Source organism: Acinetobacter johnsonii (genome assembly GCF_048551975.1).
Taxonomy (GTDB): Bacteria; Pseudomonadota; Gammaproteobacteria; order Pseudomonadales; family Moraxellaceae; genus Acinetobacter; species Acinetobacter johnsonii_A.
The window spans coordinates 25,469-44,383 of sequence record NZ_JBIMCF010000002.1 but is presented as its reverse complement, the minus strand read 5'-3'; the positions used below and the strand labels follow the sequence as shown (position 1 = coordinate 44,383).

Below are 18,915 nucleotides of genomic sequence, written 5' to 3'. Positions count from 1 at the left end.
TAAAGATGTTGAAAGGAATAGTTTGATGATTAGTTTAAATGACTTAAGAAAATTTAAAGCAGAAGGTCGCAAATTTTCCTGCCTGACTTGCTATGATGCCAGTATGGCAAAGGCAATGGAACTTGCTGAAATTGATAGCATTTTAATTGGCGATTCGCTCGGTATGGCCATTCAAGGTCGTGATTCCACTTTGCCTGTTACAGTTGAAGATATGGCTTACCATACCGCAGCTGTACGCCGTGGTAATCAGCATGCTTTGATCATGACTGACTTACCGTTTATGAGCTATGCCACCTTAAATGATGCTTTGCAAAGTGCAAAAGTAGTGATGCAAGCGGGCGCACAAATGGTCAAAGTCGAAGGCGGTGCATGGCTGGCTGAAACGGTTCAGGTTTTGACACGCAATGGTATTCCTGTATGTGTACACTTAGGTTTAACTCCACAGTCTGTACATGTGTTTGGTGGCTATAAATTACAAGCACGGACACGTGAAGCTGCAGACCAACTGATTGCAGACTGTCAAGCGGTGGTTGATGCGGGTGCTGCGCTGTTGTTATTAGAGTGTGTGCCTGCGCAGCTCGGTAAAGAAATTAGTGAGTTGTTCCCACATGTACCTGTCATTGGCATTGGCGCAGGTGTGGATACCGATGGTCAAGTCTTGGTGGTACAAGACATGCTTGGGCTGACTTTTGGTCGTGTTGCAAAATTTGTGCGTAACTTTATGAAAGAACAAGCAGGGGAAACTGCGATTTTGGATGCGTTCAAGGCATACCATGCAGCGGTGCTAGATAGCTCATTCCCTGCGAAAGAACAAACATTCCAAGTCGAGCTGTAAAACATGAAAACTGAAACCACGATCCAAGGCCTATCAGCATCATTGAACCCTGCACGAACGGCTCGAAAAAGTATTGGTTTCGTCCCGACCATGGGCAACTTGCATCAGGGGCATTTGAATCTGGTACGCGAAGCGAAAAAACTCTGTGATGTGGTTGTAGTCAGCATTTTTGTGAATCCGATTCAATTTGGACCCAATGAAGATTTTGACAGTTACCCACGCACATTGGAACAAGATCAGCGCTTGTTGGCCGAGGTTGGTTGTGACATCGTGTTTGCACCATCGGTTGAGCAAATGTATGGCAATAGCCCACGTTTGACCAATATTACTGTTTCAGATATCACCAATGATTTGTGTGGTCTACAACGCCCAGGTCATTTTGATGGTGTCGCTGTTGTGGTGACGAAACTGTTCAATATTGTGCAACCTAATTTTGCTTTCTTTGGTGAAAAAGACTATCAACAGTTGGCTGTGATTCGTCAGTTTGTTCGTGATTTGAATATGCCGCTTGAGGTGATGGGTGTAGCAATTGCACGTGCAGAAGATGGTTTGGCTTTAAGTTCCCGTAATGGTTATTTAAGCGAAGAAAACCGTCAAAAGGCACCGACCATTTATCAAAGCTTAAAGGCGGCAGAACAGTCGCTACAAGCCGGTACAGCTTTAGCGGATGTGTTAGCAAATATAAAGGAGACATTGACACAGGCTGGTTTTGTTGTGGATTATGTGGAAGCACGCACACCTGCATTGCAGAAATTGGATGCGTTTGACCAAGATGTGGTGCTTTTCGTTGCGGCAAAACTCGGGGCAACTCGTTTAATTGATAACTTGAAAGTGAAACATATTTAGTCAAGCTCACCTCTAAAAGGATTAAGATGAAGCGCATTTTAATTGTTACAGGACAGTCTGGTTCAGGTAAATCCTCTGCATTACAGGTATTGGAAGACCTTGGTTATTACTGTATTGATAATTTGCCTTTGGCCTTACTCCCAGAGATTGTGGCTAAGCTAGATCGGGAAAATAACCTTGAGCAGTTGGCGCTTGGCGTGGATGTACGCAGTACGCGTGCAGATTTGCAAGAGTTCGACTTGGTGTTTGAACAATTGCAGAGGCATGGTACGGTCGATATTATTTATTTGACCACACGTGACCAAGAACTGATTGCACGCTTTAGTGCTTCACGTCGTCCGCATCCGTTGGCGACACGCTTTCAAAGTTTGAATCAGTGCATTCAAGAAGAAAAGACCCTTTTATTGCCGATTAATTTGCGCTCAACTGTGCATATTGATACCACCGATAAAAGTGTGCACGACTTAAAGCATACCTTGCTGTCAAAGTTGGGGCAGTCAGATAGCCTGATTTTGATTTTGCAGTCTTTCGGCTTTAAACATGGCATTCCATTAGATGCTGACTATGTGTTTGATGTTCGACATTTACCCAATCCGCATTGGGATTTAGAACTGCGGAAGTATTCTGGACTGGATGCTCCTGTGCAAAAATTTTTGGAACAAAGTGAGCAAACACACGAAATATTCCAAGATATTTATAAGTTTTTAGATAAATGGTTACCAGCTTTTGCTGAAGGGCATCGTCACTATATGACTGTGTCAATTGGTTGTACGGGTGGGCAGCATCGCTCTGTATATATTGTGGATAGACTAAAAAAAGCCCTTGAGGCAAAATGGTCTATTCAAGTCCTCCATCGAGAAATGAAGCACTGGGCATGATTGACACAACTGTTGACGTAATTAATAAACTAGGGTTACATGCGCGTGCATCTGGCAAGCTCATTGAAGTGACCACCAAATTCCGTTCTTCAATCCAAATTGGAAAAGGAGACAAATTGGTGGATGCCAAAAATATTATGTCCCTCCTGATGCTAGGCGCAGGAAAGGGCACCACTTTACGCTTGGTGCTTGAAGGCGCAGATGAAGAACAAGCTTTATCTGAGATTCAGGCACTATTTGCAGCAAAATTTTACGAGGCAGATTAATCGTGGCACGTCGACCGCATAGTTTTACTGAAGAGGACTTTGAATCTTTAGAAGGACGTGCAAGTAAAACTGAACAGAAAAAAGCCGTACAACGTATGGCATCTTTGGGTTCTCAACTTGCAGAGTTGAACACTAAACAAATTCAAAACTTACCTGTTGAAGAGCGTTTGATTGAAGCCCTTTTGGATGTGAAACTGATTACATCAAATGAAGCTCGTCGTCGCCAATTTTTACGCATTGGGAAGTTGTTGCGTAATGAAGATGAAACGGTGATTTTGTCTTATTTGACACCGCAACAAGGCGCGAAAAAAACCGCTCAATTGCAGCGTTGGGTTGATCGTATGATCAAAGATGGTGATGTAGTCATTAATGAGTTTTCCAAAACCTATAATGCCGCGGAACGTCATACCATTCGTCAGCATGTATTGCGTATTCACCGTGATATGAAACAGCAGGCTGATGAAGAACAACTTAAAGCTTCGCGTTTGAAGTTGTTTAACTACATTCAGCAAGTGGCTTTAATTTCAGATAATTAAGTCATTTAGACATAAAAAAAGCGACCTTCAAGGTCGCTTTTTTATTTGAGAGTATTTGCTTGTATAGACTGCTGAATGTTTAGCTAAACTCGCCCGTTGCACGCTCTTTGGCCCAATCGCGTAGAACAAATTTTTGTAACTTGCCTGTCGACGTTTTTGGAATTTCTGTAATCACTACATCTTTCGGGACTTTAAAACGTGCCAGATGTTGCTTACAGAATTCAATGATTTCCTCAGGTGTGGTTTCTTTACCTGCTTTGAGTTCAATAAATGCACAGGGCACTTCTTGCCAACGAGGATCGGGTTTCGCGACCACCGCAGCCGTTAAAATAGCAGGATGTTGATAGAGAATTTCTTCAACTTCTAGTGATGAAATATTCTCGCCTCCAGAAATGATCACATCTTTAGAGCGGTCAGTAATTTTGGCATAGCCATCGGGTTGGCAGACTGCAAGATCGCCTGTATGAAACCAACCACCAGCGAACGCTTCTGCGGTCGCCTCAGGGTTTTTGAGGTAGCCTTTCATCACAATGTTGCCACGGAACATAATTTCACCCATGGTTTGACCATCATGCGGTACAGGTTGCATGGTATCTGGATCAAGGACTTTCATGCCATCTTGCAGTGGGTACGGTACACCTTGGCGTGAGTGCAGCTGCGCTTGTTCTTGAATCGATAAGTCTGACCAACCTGCTTGAGAGGCACAAAGCGCAGAAGGACCATAGGTTTCAGTGAGACCGTAGACATGGGTGACATTGATGCCAATATTACGCATGCCTTCAATGATTGCAGCAGGAGGCGCAGCACCTGCCACCATCACTTCGACACGGTGCTCAAAGTGAACCCGTTGCTCTTCTGGAGTATTGATCAGCATTGATAACACAATCGGCGCACCGCAGAAATAATCGACTTTGTGTTCAGCGATGAGTTTAAAAATGAGTTCAGGGTCAATTTTACGTAAACAGATGTTGGTGCCACCATTGGCTGCCATAGTCCATGCAAAGCACCAACCGTTGCAGTGAAACAGTGGTAAGGTCCACAAGTAAGTCGCACGTGGCGTCATGCCACAGGCAATGATGTTACTGGCTGCATTGATATAAGCGCCACGGTGGTGATAAACCACGCCTTTTGGGTTGCCTGTGGTGCCAGAGGTGTAGTTAAGGCTAATGGCATCCCATTCATCTTGAGGTAAATGCCATTCAAAGTTCTCATCGCCTTCGGTTAACCAGTCTTCATACTCGATTTGCCCAATCGGGGCTGCAAAACAGTTTTCGTACTCAGCATCATCTACATCAATCACGAAAATATCGCGTCCGACCAAAGCCAAGGCTTCTTGTGCAACCGATGCAAACTCTGGATCCACCAATAAGACTTTGGTTTCTGCATGATCAAGCATAAATGCGATGGTTTTGGCATCTAAGCGCGTGTTCAATGTGTTGAGCACACCACCTGCCATTGGGACTGCAAAATGTGCTTCGATCATTGCAGGGACATTGGGCAGCAAAACAGAGACAGTATCGTTTTTTGTGATTCCCAGTTTTTGTAATTGTGAGGCAAATTGGCGGCAGCGAAGATAAGTTTCACGCCATGAAATATGGCGGTGCCCATGAATGATGGCATCTTGATGAGGGTAAATATAAGCAGCTCGTTCTAAATAACGCAGCGGTGACAAAGCCACAAAGTTTGCTGGGGTTCTTGGTAACTCATCATAAGCACTCACCATGTTGATCACTCCTGAATTTGGTATTATTTTTCCATTGATTAAAAGATATGCATTTTTCAGCCATCTTGCATTTATGCTTTAGTCGAGTTGCGCTTTTTAGATGAATTTATTGAATTTTTTTGTTTAGTTTATCTAAACTGAATCTATGGATTCTGTGCGATATAAACCTTTTTAGTTAGATTTTAGTTAGATTTTAGCCTGCTTTTTAAGCAAAATGTGTATGCTTGTGTTGCTGTATTGTTCAATAAAAAGTGACCGATAGAGTCATTATAAAATGTAGCGATAAGGATTGCGGAACATCAATCCCCCTCATTTTAGGGAGGCTGATGGATTGGCAAATAAATTCAAAATGCGCTGAAACGTGAATTTTATAGGGGAAAAGGTTTAATCCTGTGGATAACACGTGTAAAATTCGACTGATTTTATTTATCCACCGTTTTTATCTTTTGAGGTTTTACCTCGATCATAATCTCGCGGTGATATGCTCCATGGTACGGGGCATCACTCCTTAAGGATTTTTTATGCCAATTATCACTTTGCCAAATGGCGATCAAAAACAATTTGATCAAGCTGTATCTGTGATGGACGTTGCACTGAGCATCGGTCCGGGTCTTGCGAAAAATACAGTTGCAGGAAAAGTCGATGGTCGTTTAGTTGATGCATCTGACTTGATTACCACGGATGCCAGCCTTCAAATTATTACGCCTAAAGACGAAGAAGGTGTCGAAATCATTCGTCACTCTTGCGCTCACTTGGTAGGGCATGCGGTTAAGCAATTGTTCCCTGAAGCGAAAATGGTGATTGGTCCTGTCATTGAAGATGGCTTCTATTACGATATTTTTAGCGCAAAGCCATTTACGCCAGAAGACATGCTAGCCATTGAAGAGCGCATGAAAAAGCTCATCGATCAAGACTATGATGTCATCAAAAAAATGACACCACGTGATGAGGTGATTGCAGAATTCACAGCGCGTGGTGAAGATTATAAATTACGCTTGATTGCAGACATGCCTGAAGAAACAGAAATGGGCTTGTACTACCATCAAGATTATTTGGATATGTGCCGTGGTCCACACGTGCCAAATACTAAATTTTTAAAAGCATTCAAACTGACTAAAATGTCAGGCGCTTATTGGCGCGGGGATGCGAAGAATGAACAGTTACAACGTATTTATGGTACAGCGTGGGCAGACAAAAAACAGCTTGCAGCTTATATCAAACGTATTGAAGAAGCTGAAAAGCGTGACCACCGTAAAATTGGTAAAGCTTTAGACCTGTTCCATATGCAAGAAGAAGCACCAGGTATGGTGTTCTGGCATCCAAACGGTTGGACCATTTATCAAGTACTTGAACAATACATGCGCAAAGTACAACAAGATAATGGTTACCTTGAAATTCGTACCCCGCAAGTGGTTGATTTCACGCTTTGGGAAAAATCAGGCCATGCTGCAAACTATGCGGATGGAATGTTCACGACGCATTCAGAAAGCCGTAACTATGCAATTAAACCGATGAACTGTCCTTGTCACGTACAAGTGTTCAATCAAGGTTTAAAATCATACCGTGATTTGCCAATTCGTTTGGCTGAGTTCGGTTCGTGTCACCGTAACGAACCATCGGGTTCATTGCATGGCATTATGCGTGTTCGTGGCTTTACTCAAGATGATGCACACATTTTCTGTACCAAAGAGCAAATTGGTCAAGAAGTGGCTGACTTCATTCAACTGACTTTAGATGTCTATAAAGACTTCGGTTTCGAAGAAGTGCAAATGAAGTTGTCTACACGTCCAGAGAAACGTGTGGGTGATGATGCACTTTGGGATATAGCTGAAAAATCTTTAGCAGATGCTTTAGATGCTGCTGGTTTGGAGTGGGAACTTCAACCGGGTGAAGGCGCATTCTATGGTCCGAAAATTGAATTCTCACTGAAAGACTGCTTAGGCCGTGTATGGCAATGTGGTACAATCCAATGTGACTTCAATTTGCCAGAACGTTTAGATGCGTCATATGTCACTGAAGACAATGATCGTGATCAACCTGTAATGTTGCACCGTGCAATACTTGGCAGTTTTGAACGTTTTATTGGTATACTAATCGAACACTATGCGGGCTTTATGCCACCTTGGTTAACACCACTCCAAGCATGTGTGATGAACATTACCGATTCACAAGCGGAAGCATGTGAGTCAGTCGTTGCTAAACTTAAAGAAAACGGTCTCCGTGCGATTTCAGACTTGAGAAATGAGAAAATCGGCTTTAAGATTCGTGAACGTACATTAGAGCGAATTCCTTACTTACTGGTTCTTGGCGACCGTGAGGTAGAGGAAGGTACAGTGAACGTGCGTACCCGCTCAGGAAAAAATTTGGGTACTATGTCAATCGACGCTTTCGTTGACCTAGTAAAAGCAGCCGTTGCCGAACGCGGCCGGTACATTGTGGAGTAACAGCGATTAAACAGCCTGACCGTAATCAACAGGGCGGTAACAAATCAAACCGTCCTGCTTTGAATGATGAAATTCGTGCGAAAGAAGTCCGTCTTGTAGACGAAAATGGTGAGCAAAAAGGTATTGTTAGTTTGGCAGAAGCATTACGCGCTGCTGAAAGTGTTGAGCTTGATCTTGTTGAGATCGTAGCAAACGCTGAACCGCCTGTTTGTAAAATCATGGATTTCAACAAGCATTTGTTTGATCTAAAGCAAAAGCAGAAAGAGGCGAAGAAAAAACAGCATCAAGTACAGGTGAAAGAAATCAAACTCCGCCCGGGTACTGATGTTGGTGATTACAACGTAAAACTACGTGCAATCACTAAGTTCCTTGAAGAAGGCAACAAAGTAAAAATTACTCTTCGTTTCCGTGGTCGTGAAATGGCGCACCAACAGCTTGGTTTGGCTCAACTTCAAAAAGTTGAAGCAGATGTGGCTGAAATTGGTGTTGTTGAGCAATCACCAAAAATGGAAGGTCGTCAAATGGGTATGTTGCTTGGTCCTAAAAAGAAAAAGTAATCATCTGTCTTGTCCTGAAATAGATTGACAGTATTCCACTTCAAACCGAGTTAAGCAATTAGCTCGGTTTTAGTTTGCTCATACGTCTGATTCGGGGTGTTCATATTTAAACTTAAATGTGGTCTATAACAATTATAAATCATGATAGATTCCGTAATTAAGTGATCTAACTCCTTCATGGTTTGACATCGTGTAGTTAAAAACTCCTGCTTTAATATTCCATTAATCCGCTCTGCTAATGCATTTTGATAACAGTCTCCTCCATCTGTCATGGAAGGACATATCCCATAATGGCGCAATGCCGATTGATATAGCTCAGAGCAATACTGTGAGCCTTTGTCTGAATGATGAATCATCCTGGCTGCCCGATCTGTCACATGCTGCATCGCCATATGTAGAGCCTGCACAACATTCTCCGCACGCATATCATTCGATAACTTATAACCTTTAATCTGGCGGGTATAAGCATCTGTCACTAAGGATAAATAATGTACGCCTTCAGCACTCTCAACATAAGTAATATCACTAACAAAGACTTCATTGGCTTGCACTGCTGAATAATCCTTTAATAAATTTGGATGCTTCTTCATCCAGTGCTTGCTATCCGTAGTTTTTGTGTAACGACGCTTGGGGCGAATCAATAAATTATTTTCTTTCAATATTTTAAATAACTGATCCCGTCCACACTTTAAACCACGCTGCAACAATTTGCCTTGAATAAGCCAATACAGGTTACGTGTTACGATACTTGGCATGAGACAACGATATTCCATAACCAACTCGAGTATTTGTTCGGTTACTTGTGCAGTCATTTGAGCACGTTTTTCTGCTTGATAATAAGCTTGTCGAGTGATTCCTAACCACTGACAATAACGTGAAACGCTTAGTCCTCTTTGGCTTTGCCAATCTTTGAAACGTGCTCGGTATACTTTTTTCCAAGATCAGTCCCACACTCTTTATCAATGTGATAAATCACATCCTGTATAAATTCAGTTTTGAGCTTTTCTGCGGCTAACTGTTTTTCTAATTGGCGGATTCGTTGTTGGGGTGTCAATTGGCGTTTAGAAGAAGTCGGCATATTCGAAGTCCAGTCCTGTTGTCCGTGCTTGCGTAACCATACCAGCACAGTTGATCTTCCTTGAATACCATATTTTGCCTGAGCTTGTTTATAAGTAATTTGCCCTTTTTCTACTTCATGTACAACCATCATTTTAAAGGCGAAGCTATAATCACGTTGTGTACGTTTAACTCGTTGTTCTCGTGCATGTTCCATAAAATAAGTCTCTTAAGGTGTAAACTTATTTCAGGACGGAACAATCCAATCATCAAAAAAGCCCTGCTCGAATAGCAGGGCTTTTTTGATTTAAAGCATAATTACTCAGTGCTTACAGTTTTTTCTATAGAGTCAGGCTGATCAAGTAAAAGTTTTTTCTTACCAATTGGGATTTCGCGTGGAAGTTTCTCTTCTGGTATGATTCGTTCCAACTCAATGACCAATAAACCATTCTCATAATCAGCTTGTTGAACTTCAATATGTTCATCTAAGCGTAAAGACAATTTAAAGGCACGACGCGCGATTCCTTTATGCAGATATTCAGTTGTTTCTTTCTGAACAACCTCAGGTTTACCTGAAATGGTAAGAAGCTGATTTTCTAGACTAAGCCCTAATTCCTCTAGGCTAAAACCTGCGGTAGCCACCACAATGCGATAACGGTTTTCACCAGATTTCTCTATGTTGTATGGAGGATAATTGGGTGCATCACTTTGCATGGCGTAGTCAATAAAATCATTTAAACGGTCAAATCCAATGCTACGACGAAATAAAGGATGAAGATTTAGATTACTCATGATTAGAACCTCCTGAGGTCAGCAAAGTTTTAAAAATAAGAAGATAAAAACTTAAATCTGCCATGTATAAACATCGACAGAATGTTAAAAATCGTCATTTCTAACACAATAATTAATATGTGTTTGAGTTTAAAAAAATCAAGTTAAAGATCTATTTTTTTAAATAAATTTTATATATGTTTGATAATTATAAAATTATTTTTAATTTTCAGAGCTTGTTGTTTCTTTTTAAATCTATTAAGGTGTGTAAAGAGCCACCATCTACGGTGTATGGAGAATAATTTTAAAATGATTGATCTTTATTATTGGGGAACACCCAATGGACATAAAATTAGCATTGCATTAGAAGAGATGGGTTTGGAGTATCAAGTTTTTCCCATCAATATTTTAGAAAATGATCAGTTTCAACCCGACTTTCTGCGCATTTCACCCAACAATAAAATCCCTGCGATTGTCGATCAAGAGGGTCCTAAAGGTGAAGCCATTTCTGTGTTTGAGTCAGGGGCGATTTTGCAGTATTTAGGGCGTAAAACAGGGCAGTTTTATCCAAGCGATGAACAGGCTCGTGTTGAAGTTGAGCAGTGGTTGATGTGGCAAATGGGTGGTTTTGGTCCAATGCTTGGACAGAACCATCACTTTAGTAAATTTGCACCCGAACGTATTGCGTATGCGACTGAACGGTATGTCAATGAAACTAAGCGCTTGTATGCTGTACTAGACAAGCAGCTTTTTGGTCAAAACTATGTGGCTGGCGAGTATTCGATAGCGGATATGGCAATTTTCCCATGGATTTTGCGTTATGAGTGGCAGCAAATTAATATAAATGACTATCCAAATGTGAAAGCTTATATGGAGCGTATTCAAGCGCGTCCTGCAGTTCAGCGTGCGTTGGCGCTTCAAGTGAATTAGTTACAGAAGCGTTGACTTGAACTGTGTTAAGCTTAGCGCTTTCAAGGTATAAACCATTCTTTAAAGCCACCGATGGGTGGCTTTTTTGTTGAAAGGTTGTTTGGACATTAGTGTAATGAAAAAAGAGTTTTTCCTCAATTTAACCCGTATTATTGAAGCGAATCCTAAAATCTATCTCAGTATTATTGTGGGGATTGCGGGATGTTTGGTGCTATTTGTAGCTGAAGCGGTGCACATTCAAAAAATCATTGAACTGCTGAATACCAAAGATCAGATTGTACTCCGAGCTGCAATTGAACCGATTGCCGATAAATATTCATGGTCACGTTGGTCTTTGTTGATTCTGGCATTGATCTGGTCAAGTTTTGCCTATAGCTCAACCAAGAAAAAGCTGGGTTTAAAATCATAAAATGATGTGGGCCTTAGGACTACTTTTCCTTTCTGCTTTTGGAGCAGCGACACTGCTGCCGTTACAGTCAGAAGCAGTCTTGGTGGGATTGTTGGCTCAGACTCAATACTCAGTGTGGTTATTGATAGCTGTTGCCAGCCTAGGCAATATTTTAGGTAGCTGTGTGAATTGGTGGCTCGGCTTGAAAGTTGAGCAATACAAAAACAAAAAATGGTTTCCCTTCTCAGAACAAAAGATGTTGCAGGCGCAGGACATTTATAAAAAATATGGTTTTTGGTCTTTATTGCTCAGTTGGGTACCCATTATTGGTGATCCGATCACCCTCATTGCAGGATTGCTCAAAGAAAACTTTGTTCGTTTCTTATTGATGGTGAGCATTGCAAAAATAGGGCGTTATCTTTTTGTGTATTGGATGTTTAGTCAATTCTAATCGGTCTTCAAATACTGTTATTGGCCAAAAGATTTTTAAGGGTTTTTAGATTTGTAAGAAGTCAGGACACGAGCTATCGAAAACTCGTGTCCTTTTAGATTTTAGTGACAAGACTCAAGGTCAAATTCAATCACATCTTTAAATTTAGATTTTTTATAGAGCCACAGTGTACTTGCTGTGCGTTTAACACTGACTTTACTATTGGCAACGGCTTGTAAAACCTGCTGATCAAGCTCATAAATGCCAGAGCCTTTAGTAATCTTGGGCTTTTTCACGTTACCTTGTTTATCTGTTTTGAAGCTAAATTTAACTTGACGGTCATGACCATTTAACTGTGTTGAATCTAATCCAAGCGTAGGTTGAGTTTGATATTGAAAAGGCACTTTTTGTTGCTGTTGTTGCGCAAGCCAGTTCTTAGAGTCAAAGGTGTAGTGACATGCTTCGGCGTTATCTGGCGTTAGGTTTAAATTAAAAACTTGATAACCAATGACGGCAGAAGCACTATCATCTTCAACAAAAGGTTTTACTTTGGCTTGAAGCACAGCATTCACCAACTTTTCATCCAAAGCTTTGAGCCCAGTACTTTCCTGTACGGTGGCTTTGGTCACATCGCCTGTTTCATCTGCATAGATACGAATAATCGCTGCACGGTTTTGCTGATTTAAATCGCTATTTTTATATTGGGGTTTGGGAAAATCTACCCATTGAATACGCGTGGTCAAATGCGCCGATTGAGCTGAACTTTTTTGAATGGTGAGTTCTAATGGTGGCTGAGCTGCATGGCTTAAATGAACGGGCAATGTTGATAATGCAAGCAATAAGAGTGGTTTCATATGATCAATTTCTTTTATAACGCATCCAGTGCGTATGACTTAAATAATGGTTGCGAGTATTTCCTGAATTGAAAAGACTCGCAAGTTATATTGTTAAATTAAAAACTATTTCTGCTCGGCTTGAGTAATGTCGACGCCAAATAAGTCTTTGGTTTTAGCCCAAGTCAGTGCGACCACCAAGAGCGTCATGCTACCGCCAAAAACTGTTGCAATCACAGTGCCTAAATATTTTGCTGCAAGACCTGACTCAAATGCCCCTAATTCATTACTACTCGATACAAACATATAGTCAAACTACTTTATTATTCATACAGGATTCGAAAAAAACTTGAAATAATTCATCGACTGAGTCGATTAACCATTCTTTACGCTTACGTTTAACCCATGCCCAGATCTGTTCTATAGGATTTAAATCAGGGCTGCATGCAGGAAGCCAAAGAATTTTATGCCCTTGTTGTTCCAATAACTCCTGAATATCTGCTCTTTTATGAAATGCTGCATTATCCATAACCACTACACTATTTTCTGGTAATGCTGGTATGAGGAATTGCTCAATCCAAAAATGAAAAACATCTGAATTGATTTTGCAGTCAAATAAACCGACTGAAAATAAATACCCTTTATGGATTGCTCCAATGGCATTGGTCTGATTCTTTAATTACCAATTATATTGCCCTAGACGGGGTACTCCTTTTCGTGAGTAGCCATAAGGTCTGTAATCATGTGACTTAAAACCACTTTCATCCAGATAAATAATCGGGTGGTTTTTTTCTAATTCATTCACTTGCTGAATAAATTTATCCCTGAGCTTTGTATCTGCTTTAGGATGGCTTAACGTCTTTTTTTAACTGTAATATTTAAGCGCTTTAATGCAGCACCAATAGATGAAACACCACAATTAAAACGTGCAGCACGTTCATATTGATAAGCATCAGGATACTTTTCAACATCTTCACGTAAAGCATCATTGTTAATTTTAGAAGGTTTACGTACACGAGTTTTTTTAATCTCTATACGTTTCTTCCATTCAACAATGGTATTTTTATTAATTTCAAATTGTGTAGCTACCGCTCGAATAGAATAACCTTCCTCAAGCTTAGCTAAAATTTTACGTCTAAAATGTTCTGAATAACTCATTGCACCATTGTATTGGTTTTATAATGATTTGACTATAACGTTTACTGCCGCAACACGACCTCGCATATGCTCAGGAGGATAAATTTGTAAAATGGTTTGACGAATTACCACTGAAATACTGTCGCATGCACCCGTCATAGCAAGAGCAAATAAAGACAACCAGAGGTAATTTGAGTAAGCGAACAATAAGGTGAATAGGCCAAAACCTGCAACAGCAAGCAGCATATTGCGCCATGCATGTCGGGTGGGTGGAAAACGAGTCAGCACAATCATGGTGATGAGTGCACCAATCGATGGTGCTGCCCGTAAATAGCCCAATCCTTCAGGCCCAATTTTCAAAATATCTTCAGCAAAGATCGTGAGTAAAGCAATCACACCACCGAACAGTACCGAGACTAAGTCGAGTGAGATGGTCCAGAGGACAATTTTAGTTTTAGCAATAAAGTGAAAGCCTTCACCTAGGCTTTGCAGCACATGTTCTGTTTCAATTTTAGGAAACGTGCGTTTACTTAAAAGATTGACGAGTAAAAAGCACAGACCAAGTAGCACTGCTACACTGATTAAACTAGTTTCACGACCTAAAAAAGCCAGCTTAAATCCACCGAGCATCGGGCCAATAATCACCCCACTTTGCCAACCAATGGTGGTCCATGTGGCACCATTAGCATAAAATTCCCGAGGAATTAAAAAGGGTTTGAGAGACGTTGCAGATGGATTATAGAAACCTCGAATTGTTCCAAGGCCAAAATCACGGCATAAACACCCCATGACAGGGTAGATAGTTCAATGTGCTTTAAGCCATAAGCATGAAATAACCCCCATAAAACCAAGGGCAGTGGAATGGCAAAAAATAAGCGGATTTTCATGATGGTTTGCTTATTAAAGCGATCTGCAAAATAACCGCCCCATAAGGAGAGCGCAATAAAGGGGATTGCTTCTGCCAGACCAATCAAGCCTAAAGTGAGTGGGTCTTTGGTGATTTTATACAAAGAATAAGCCACAATAATTTCCTGAATCAAAATGGCAAGTATCAGACAAAATTGATTGAGTGTAACAATAGAAAAGTCTCGGTATCTGAGAGTGCGGCAAAAGCATCCTGTGTGGCGTTCATAAGGGTACAGGATGGAATGGATGAGGCATTATATAGCTGAATACTTAATTTATTATCACACCTAAAACCATAGGAAATGAGGTTTTACAGATGTTTCCATGTGCTAGTGTTTTTAGAATTTAACTATACGACTTGGACTAAACCTCGGTTATAAATTCATCGCTTAAAGCTTATCGGGAAATAAACTAAGCTTGCTTTTATTGTTGATTATTTGCTTTTGTTTTAGACAAAGTTCGATTAGAATATTCGCTCCCTTACCTGCAGGTCGTTTTGCAATGGTGCAAACGTTCCGAACAGGTGTTCAAAAGAGGTTGTTATGCCTAAGATGAAAACTCGCCGTGGTGCAGCTAAGCGTTTTAAAGCTACTGCTAACGGTTTCAAGCGTAAACAAGCGTTCAAACGCCACATTTTGACCAAAAAATCTGCTAAGCGTATTCGTCAATTACGCGGCTGTGTAATGGTTCACGTGAGTGACGTTGCTTCAGTTCGTCGTATGTGCCCATACATCTAAGGAGATTATAAATGGCTCGTGTAAAACGTGGTGTACAGGCTCATCGCCGTCATAAAAAAATTCTTGCTCGTGCTAAAGGTTACTACGGCGCTCGTTCACGCGTATATCGCGTAGCGTTCCAAGCAGTAATCAAAGCAGGTCAATATGCTTACCGTGACCGTCGTCAGAAAAAACGTCAATTCCGTGCTCTATGGATTGCGCGTATTAATGCTGGTGCTCGTCTAAATGGTTTATCGTACAGCCGTATGATTGCTGGCTTGAAAAAAGCTCAAGTGATTATCGACCGTCGCGTACTTGCTGACATCGCTATGCATGACGCAGTTGCATTTGCTGCTTTAGCTTCTAAAGCTAAAGATGCATTAGCTGCATAAGTCTTTAAGGCTTAAAGAAAGACCGCTTTTTAGCGGTCTTTTTTATGGCCGATTATTTTTTGAATCAAATTTTTTATGGGTCAAAGGTGAGACTGTGATACAACCATAATTACATATGATAAGAAAGACCGCATCAGCGTTAGGCCAGTACAATGAAAAGAATAAACGTAGTTGGTACATCAGCCACGGGCAAATCGACCTTTTCCAGAGCTTTGGCCGAAAAGTTAGATTTGCATTATATCGAGTTGGATAATTTGTTTTGGTTGGACGACTGGCAAGAATGTCCCGATGAGGTGTTCTTTGCCAAAATTGAGTCTGAAACACAAAAAGCGACTCAAGGTTATCTCATTGATGGTAATTATACTCGAGCAATTCCCGTAAAATGGGCGGAGATTGACACCGTTATTTGGTTGGATTTACCGTTTCCAGTCAACCTTTATCGTTCTGTGAAACGTGCTGTTCAGCGTGCATGGATGCAACAGGATTTATGGGAAAACTCAAATAACAGGGAGAGTTTATCCCGTATGTTTGGTCGTGATTCAATTATTTGGTGGATGGTGAAAACCCATGCTAAAAATAGAAAAAAATATCTAAACATGATGCAGATGCCTGAATATCAACATATAAAGTGGATTCATTTAAAAACACCTAAACAGGTAAAAAACTTCTTAGATCAATTGGTGGTTGAGTAAAATATGGTTTAAATGTATTCAACATGAACAAATGAAGTCTTGTATATAAAGCCATGGCCGAGCTTTGGTTACATAAATCTGCTTTAATCTGAAATGTGATAGGTGCCTAATAAATAAAAAGATTGATAAGACAAGGATCGGGGATATGCTTGTAGAGATTATAGGGATGGGACAAGGCAGTATTGCTGTAGAATTACAAATGGTTCCAAGGAAAGGAGAGTCGGTCAATCATTATATTAATCAACATGCTGATGAGCATAAGATACAAATTAAGATTCGACCTTTTAATTATTTAATTACAGCATGATTTAATGCTACGAACTAAAAAAGCGCCCACGATAAGTGTGGCGCTTTTTTATTTTTTGGGAGTTTATAACCCAAAGTAATAGCCCAATACACAAATCAAAATCGTAATTAAGATTAAAGCAAACACCCCAGTTTTCCCCGATTTATGGTGTATTTCATGAGGCTTGCTCTCTGTCGCACTTAATTTAGGTGTTGGATGATTACGTGCATCCAGTGGTGTGGTCGTATCTTTGGGTGTGAGCTGCGCTGTTTGATAGTGATTGGCCACTTTCACAATGAACTTGGTAGTTAAATCATCAACCTTTTGTTCAAAATGACGTAGGTTCAATTGCTCATCTGGCGTGAGCACTTGGCCTTCGGCATTGTAAGGATGTTGAATCTTAGTTTGGATCAATGCTGATAGGGCATCTAAACGATACAGCGTTTGATGTGCATAATCAGCAGCGTAGTCTGTCGGTAAAAGAGAGAGATGGTGGGCATCATCTATGGCATCTTGTTGCCCATAGTAAGGTAAGTCTATCGTCTCAGGCTCTACTAAACCTTGTGCAAATGGCGCACTAAACAGTTCTTGTTCGGTAAAGTTTTCGATTTCATCCCATTTCGGCGTTTGTAAGTCCGCTTCAATACGTTTGCCGAGCTTGTGATTCAGTTCAAAACGCCATAAATTTTCGCTACGGATTGAGCTTTGTTGTGCTTTTGGAATTATAAAATCGTGTTCAGCACTGTACCACTCAGCCAGTTCTTTACCGAAAATCCAAGCTGTTTTTTGCTGTGCTTGATGACTCACAATAATATGTGGTGTAGCAAGCAGTTCAACATTTGGATTGGGGTTCTTTTCATCTGCTAGCAATGTTGAACTATGTAGACTGAGTTGTTTGACCCCTTGTTTTTTTAAGGCTTCAAGCCATACTTGAAAATGCTGAGCCAGTAAATGTTGGCTATTCAGATCACGAAATTGAAAGCAATGTCGGTCAAAAATGGCATGTTCTAACCAACGTTGGAAACTTAGGTTGTTACGCAAATATTCATTGCCATAAGTCACTAAAGTAAGTTGTTGTTGCCAAATAGGATCAAGCGACATCGTTTGTTGTTCTCTTCTATGATGGCACTATCTTAACCTGTTTATAAAACCATGTACTAAACAAATTTTCCTGATCGTAGAGCTTCATCAACGTGCTTAAAAACTGATAGAATATGGGGTTTTATTAATTTTATAAATTGTTGCTTTGAGAGTTACTATGTCACTGGAAGCCCTGACCACTGAAGCGCTTGCTGCGATTGCAGCAGCAGAGGACCTTGCTACACTCGATCAAGTACGAGTGCAGTTTACGGGTAAGAAAAGCCAGCTCGCTGAGCAATCAAAAGCCTTGGGTAAAATGGACCCTGAAGAGCGTAAAAATTTTGGTGCGCAAATTCATGCAGTCCGCGAAGCGATTACCGGTGCTTTAACTGAACGCCAAACACAATTACAACAAGCAGCGTTGGCGCAAAAAATTGCAAGTGAAACGGTGGATATTACTTTACCGGGTCGTGGTCAAACGATTGGTAGTATTCACCCCGTTACTCAAGTGCAAGAGCGTATTTGTCAGTTCTTTACCAAAGCGGGCTTTGTGATTGAAACTGGGCCAGAAGTTGAAGATGACTACCACAATTTTGAAGCTTTAAATATTCCAGGGCATCACCCTGCGCGTGCAATGCACGATACTTTCTATTTCGATGCGACACATTTGCTACGTACCCATACTTCGGGTGTACAGATTCGTACCATGGAAACCCAGCAACCCCCGATTCGTATTGTGTGTCCGGGTCGTGTATACCGCTGTGACTCTGACCAAACGCATTCGCCAATGTTTCATCAAATTGAAGGTCTGTATGTAGCTGAAAATACAAGCTTTGCAGAACTGAAAGGTTTGTTGGTTAATCTCTTAAACGAATTCTTTGAAAAAGACTTAAAAGTGCGTTTCCGTCCATCTTATTTCCCATTCACGGAGCCAAGTGCTGAGGTGGATATTATGGATGAGCGTGGTAAATGGTTAGAAGTGCTTGGTTGTGGCATGGTACATCCAAATGTTTTACAGGCAGCAGGGATTGATCCTGAAAAATACAAAGGCTTTGCTTTCGGTCTAGGTGTGGAACGTTTTGCGATGCTTCGTTATGGCATCAATGACTTACGCATGTTCTACCAAAACGATGTACGTTTCTTACGCCAATTTGCTTAATAGTTTAAACAGTTATTTTAGAATTATTGAAATCCCCCTAAATCCCCCTTTATA

22 protein-coding genes and 2 pseudogenes are annotated in these 18,915 nt (G+C 40.9%); 15 read left to right on the top strand and 9 right to left on the bottom strand.

Annotation, left to right across the window (positions count from 1 at the left end; all coding sequences use genetic code 11):
* Positions 1-25 precede the first annotated feature (25 nt).
* From panB to yjgA, 5 genes are read left to right on the top strand one after another with little or no spacing between them, the layout of a single operon-like run.
* Positions 26-835: a 3-methyl-2-oxobutanoate hydroxymethyltransferase gene (gene panB / locus ACG9ZB_RS02355; protein ID WP_419323856.1), complete on the top strand. Its 810-nt coding sequence runs from the start codon at positions 26-28 to the stop codon at positions 833-835.
* Positions 836-838: 3 nt separating this feature from the next.
* Positions 839-1,681 (top strand): pantoate--beta-alanine ligase, encoded by an 843-nt coding sequence (panC, locus tag ACG9ZB_RS02350; RefSeq protein WP_419323854.1) that lies wholly within the window; start codon positions 839-841, stop codon positions 1,679-1,681.
* 26 nt (positions 1,682-1,707) lie between these two features.
* Positions 1,708-2,559: an RNase adapter RapZ gene (gene rapZ / locus ACG9ZB_RS02345; protein WP_419323852.1), complete on the top strand. Its 852-nt coding sequence runs from the start codon at positions 1,708-1,710 to the stop codon at positions 2,557-2,559.
* Positions 2,556-2,825 (top strand): HPr family phosphocarrier protein, encoded by a 270-nt coding sequence (locus tag ACG9ZB_RS02340; protein ID WP_010325935.1) that lies wholly within the window; start codon positions 2,556-2,558, stop codon positions 2,823-2,825. The genes rapZ and ACG9ZB_RS02340 overlap by 4 nt, the downstream gene beginning before the upstream one ends.
* A gap of 2 nt (positions 2,826-2,827) precedes the next feature.
* Complete coding sequence (gene yjgA / locus ACG9ZB_RS02335) at positions 2,828-3,361, top strand: ribosome biogenesis factor YjgA (protein WP_005400753.1); 534 nt, start codon at positions 2,828-2,830, stop codon at positions 3,359-3,361.
* A gap of 79 nt (positions 3,362-3,440) precedes the next feature.
* On the opposite strand, the gene ACG9ZB_RS02330 is transcribed toward yjgA, so the two are convergent.
* Positions 3,441-5,084, bottom strand: coding sequence for an acyl-CoA synthetase (locus ACG9ZB_RS02330; protein WP_419323850.1), 1,644 nt, complete (start codon positions 5,082-5,084; stop codon positions 3,441-3,443).
* A 521-nt stretch (positions 5,085-5,605) separates the two neighbouring features.
* Between ACG9ZB_RS02330 and thrS the strand changes: the two genes are divergently transcribed.
* Together thrS and infC are read left to right on the top strand one after the other, a co-directional pair.
* Entirely contained in the window at positions 5,606-7,528 is a 1,923-nt protein-coding gene (gene thrS, locus ACG9ZB_RS02325; protein WP_419323849.1) for a threonine--tRNA ligase, read from the top strand.
* 5 nt (positions 7,529-7,533) lie between these two features.
* Complete coding sequence (gene infC / locus ACG9ZB_RS02320) at positions 7,534-8,085, top strand: translation initiation factor IF-3 (protein WP_050796974.1); 552 nt, start codon at positions 7,534-7,536, stop codon at positions 8,083-8,085.
* Between the two features lie 50 nt (positions 8,086-8,135).
* Here the strand turns inward: infC and ACG9ZB_RS02315 are convergent.
* Together ACG9ZB_RS02315 and ACG9ZB_RS02310 are read right to left on the bottom strand one after the other, a co-directional pair.
* Positions 8,136-9,358 (bottom strand): IS3 family transposase gene (locus ACG9ZB_RS02315; protein WP_419323847.1). Its coding sequence is split into 2 segments (ribosomal slippage): positions 8,136-9,022 and positions 9,022-9,358, totalling 1,224 coding nucleotides; the frame shifts between segments, so codons are not numbered across the junction.
* A gap of 101 nt (positions 9,359-9,459) precedes the next feature.
* Positions 9,460-9,933: an Hsp20 family protein gene (locus tag ACG9ZB_RS02310; RefSeq protein WP_058868963.1), complete on the bottom strand. Its 474-nt coding sequence runs from the start codon at positions 9,931-9,933 to the stop codon at positions 9,460-9,462.
* A 288-nt stretch (positions 9,934-10,221) separates the two neighbouring features.
* Between ACG9ZB_RS02310 and ACG9ZB_RS02305 the strand changes: the two genes are divergently transcribed.
* The 3 genes from ACG9ZB_RS02305 (at position 10,222) to ACG9ZB_RS02295 (ending at position 11,681) form a co-directional block, all read left to right on the top strand.
* Positions 10,222-10,842 carry a glutathione S-transferase family protein gene (locus ACG9ZB_RS02305; RefSeq protein ID WP_419323845.1) on the top strand — a complete coding sequence of 207 codons (621 nt, stop codon included), beginning with the start codon at positions 10,222-10,224 and terminating at the stop codon, positions 10,840-10,842.
* 115 nt (positions 10,843-10,957) lie between these two features.
* The gene (locus tag ACG9ZB_RS02300; RefSeq protein ID WP_419323844.1) at positions 10,958-11,251 is read left to right on the top strand and encodes a hypothetical protein; all 294 of its coding nucleotides are present in this window, start codon (positions 10,958-10,960) and stop codon (positions 11,249-11,251) included.
* A 1-nt stretch (position 11,252) separates the two neighbouring features.
* Positions 11,253-11,681 (top strand): YqaA family protein, encoded by a 429-nt coding sequence (locus ACG9ZB_RS02295; protein ID WP_419323842.1) that lies wholly within the window; start codon positions 11,253-11,255, stop codon positions 11,679-11,681.
* A gap of 101 nt (positions 11,682-11,782) precedes the next feature.
* Here ACG9ZB_RS02295 and ACG9ZB_RS02290 read toward each other — a convergent pair whose 3' ends face one another.
* The 5 genes and pseudogenes from ACG9ZB_RS02290 to ACG9ZB_RS02270 all read right to left on the bottom strand — a co-directional run.
* The gene (locus ACG9ZB_RS02290) at positions 11,783-12,514 is read right to left on the bottom strand and encodes a TonB family protein (protein ID WP_419323840.1); all 732 of its coding nucleotides are present in this window, start codon (positions 12,512-12,514) and stop codon (positions 11,783-11,785) included.
* Positions 12,515-12,619: 105 nt separating this feature from the next.
* Positions 12,620-12,799, bottom strand: a pseudogene (locus ACG9ZB_RS02285) (MFS transporter); the annotation flags it as partial.
* A gap of 4 nt (positions 12,800-12,803) precedes the next feature.
* Entirely contained in the window at positions 12,804-13,142 is a 339-nt protein-coding gene (locus ACG9ZB_RS02280) for a transposase (protein ID WP_419324175.1), read from the bottom strand.
* Positions 13,143-13,345: 203 nt separating this feature from the next.
* The gene (locus tag ACG9ZB_RS02275) at positions 13,346-13,651 is read right to left on the bottom strand and encodes an IS630 transposase-related protein (RefSeq protein ID WP_419323838.1); all 306 of its coding nucleotides are present in this window, start codon (positions 13,649-13,651) and stop codon (positions 13,346-13,348) included.
* A gap of 39 nt (positions 13,652-13,690) precedes the next feature.
* Positions 13,691-14,762, bottom strand: a pseudogene (locus tag ACG9ZB_RS02270) (MFS transporter); the annotation flags it as partial.
* Between the two features lie 316 nt (positions 14,763-15,078).
* Between ACG9ZB_RS02270 and rpmI the strand changes: the two are divergent.
* The 4 genes from rpmI to ACG9ZB_RS02250 all read left to right on the top strand — a co-directional run bounded on the left by rpmI (position 15,079) and on the right by ACG9ZB_RS02250 (position 16,643).
* Entirely contained in the window at positions 15,079-15,273 is a 195-nt protein-coding gene (gene rpmI / locus ACG9ZB_RS02265; RefSeq protein WP_004278281.1) for a 50S ribosomal protein L35, read from the top strand.
* Between the two features lie 11 nt (positions 15,274-15,284).
* Positions 15,285-15,644, top strand: coding sequence for a 50S ribosomal protein L20 (gene rplT, locus ACG9ZB_RS02260; protein WP_004692276.1), 360 nt, complete (start codon positions 15,285-15,287; stop codon positions 15,642-15,644).
* Positions 15,645-15,796: 152 nt separating this feature from the next.
* Positions 15,797-16,336, top strand: coding sequence for an adenylate kinase (locus ACG9ZB_RS02255; RefSeq protein WP_419323836.1), 540 nt, complete (start codon positions 15,797-15,799; stop codon positions 16,334-16,336).
* Positions 16,337-16,481: 145 nt separating this feature from the next.
* The gene (locus tag ACG9ZB_RS02250) at positions 16,482-16,643 is read left to right on the top strand and encodes a hypothetical protein (protein WP_419323834.1); all 162 of its coding nucleotides are present in this window, start codon (positions 16,482-16,484) and stop codon (positions 16,641-16,643) included.
* 63 nt (positions 16,644-16,706) lie between these two features.
* On the opposite strand, the gene ACG9ZB_RS02245 is transcribed toward ACG9ZB_RS02250, so the two are convergent.
* Positions 16,707-17,723 carry a hypothetical protein gene (locus ACG9ZB_RS02245; RefSeq protein WP_419323832.1) on the bottom strand — a complete coding sequence of 339 codons (1,017 nt, stop codon included), beginning with the start codon at positions 17,721-17,723 and terminating at the stop codon, positions 16,707-16,709.
* A 157-nt stretch (positions 17,724-17,880) separates the two neighbouring features.
* Between ACG9ZB_RS02245 and pheS the strand changes: the two genes are divergently transcribed.
* Positions 17,881-18,861, top strand: a complete 981-nt coding sequence (gene pheS / locus ACG9ZB_RS02240) for a phenylalanine--tRNA ligase subunit alpha (RefSeq protein WP_419323830.1) — start codon at positions 17,881-17,883, stop codon at positions 18,859-18,861.
* The last annotated feature ends 54 nt before the right edge of the window (positions 18,862-18,915 follow it).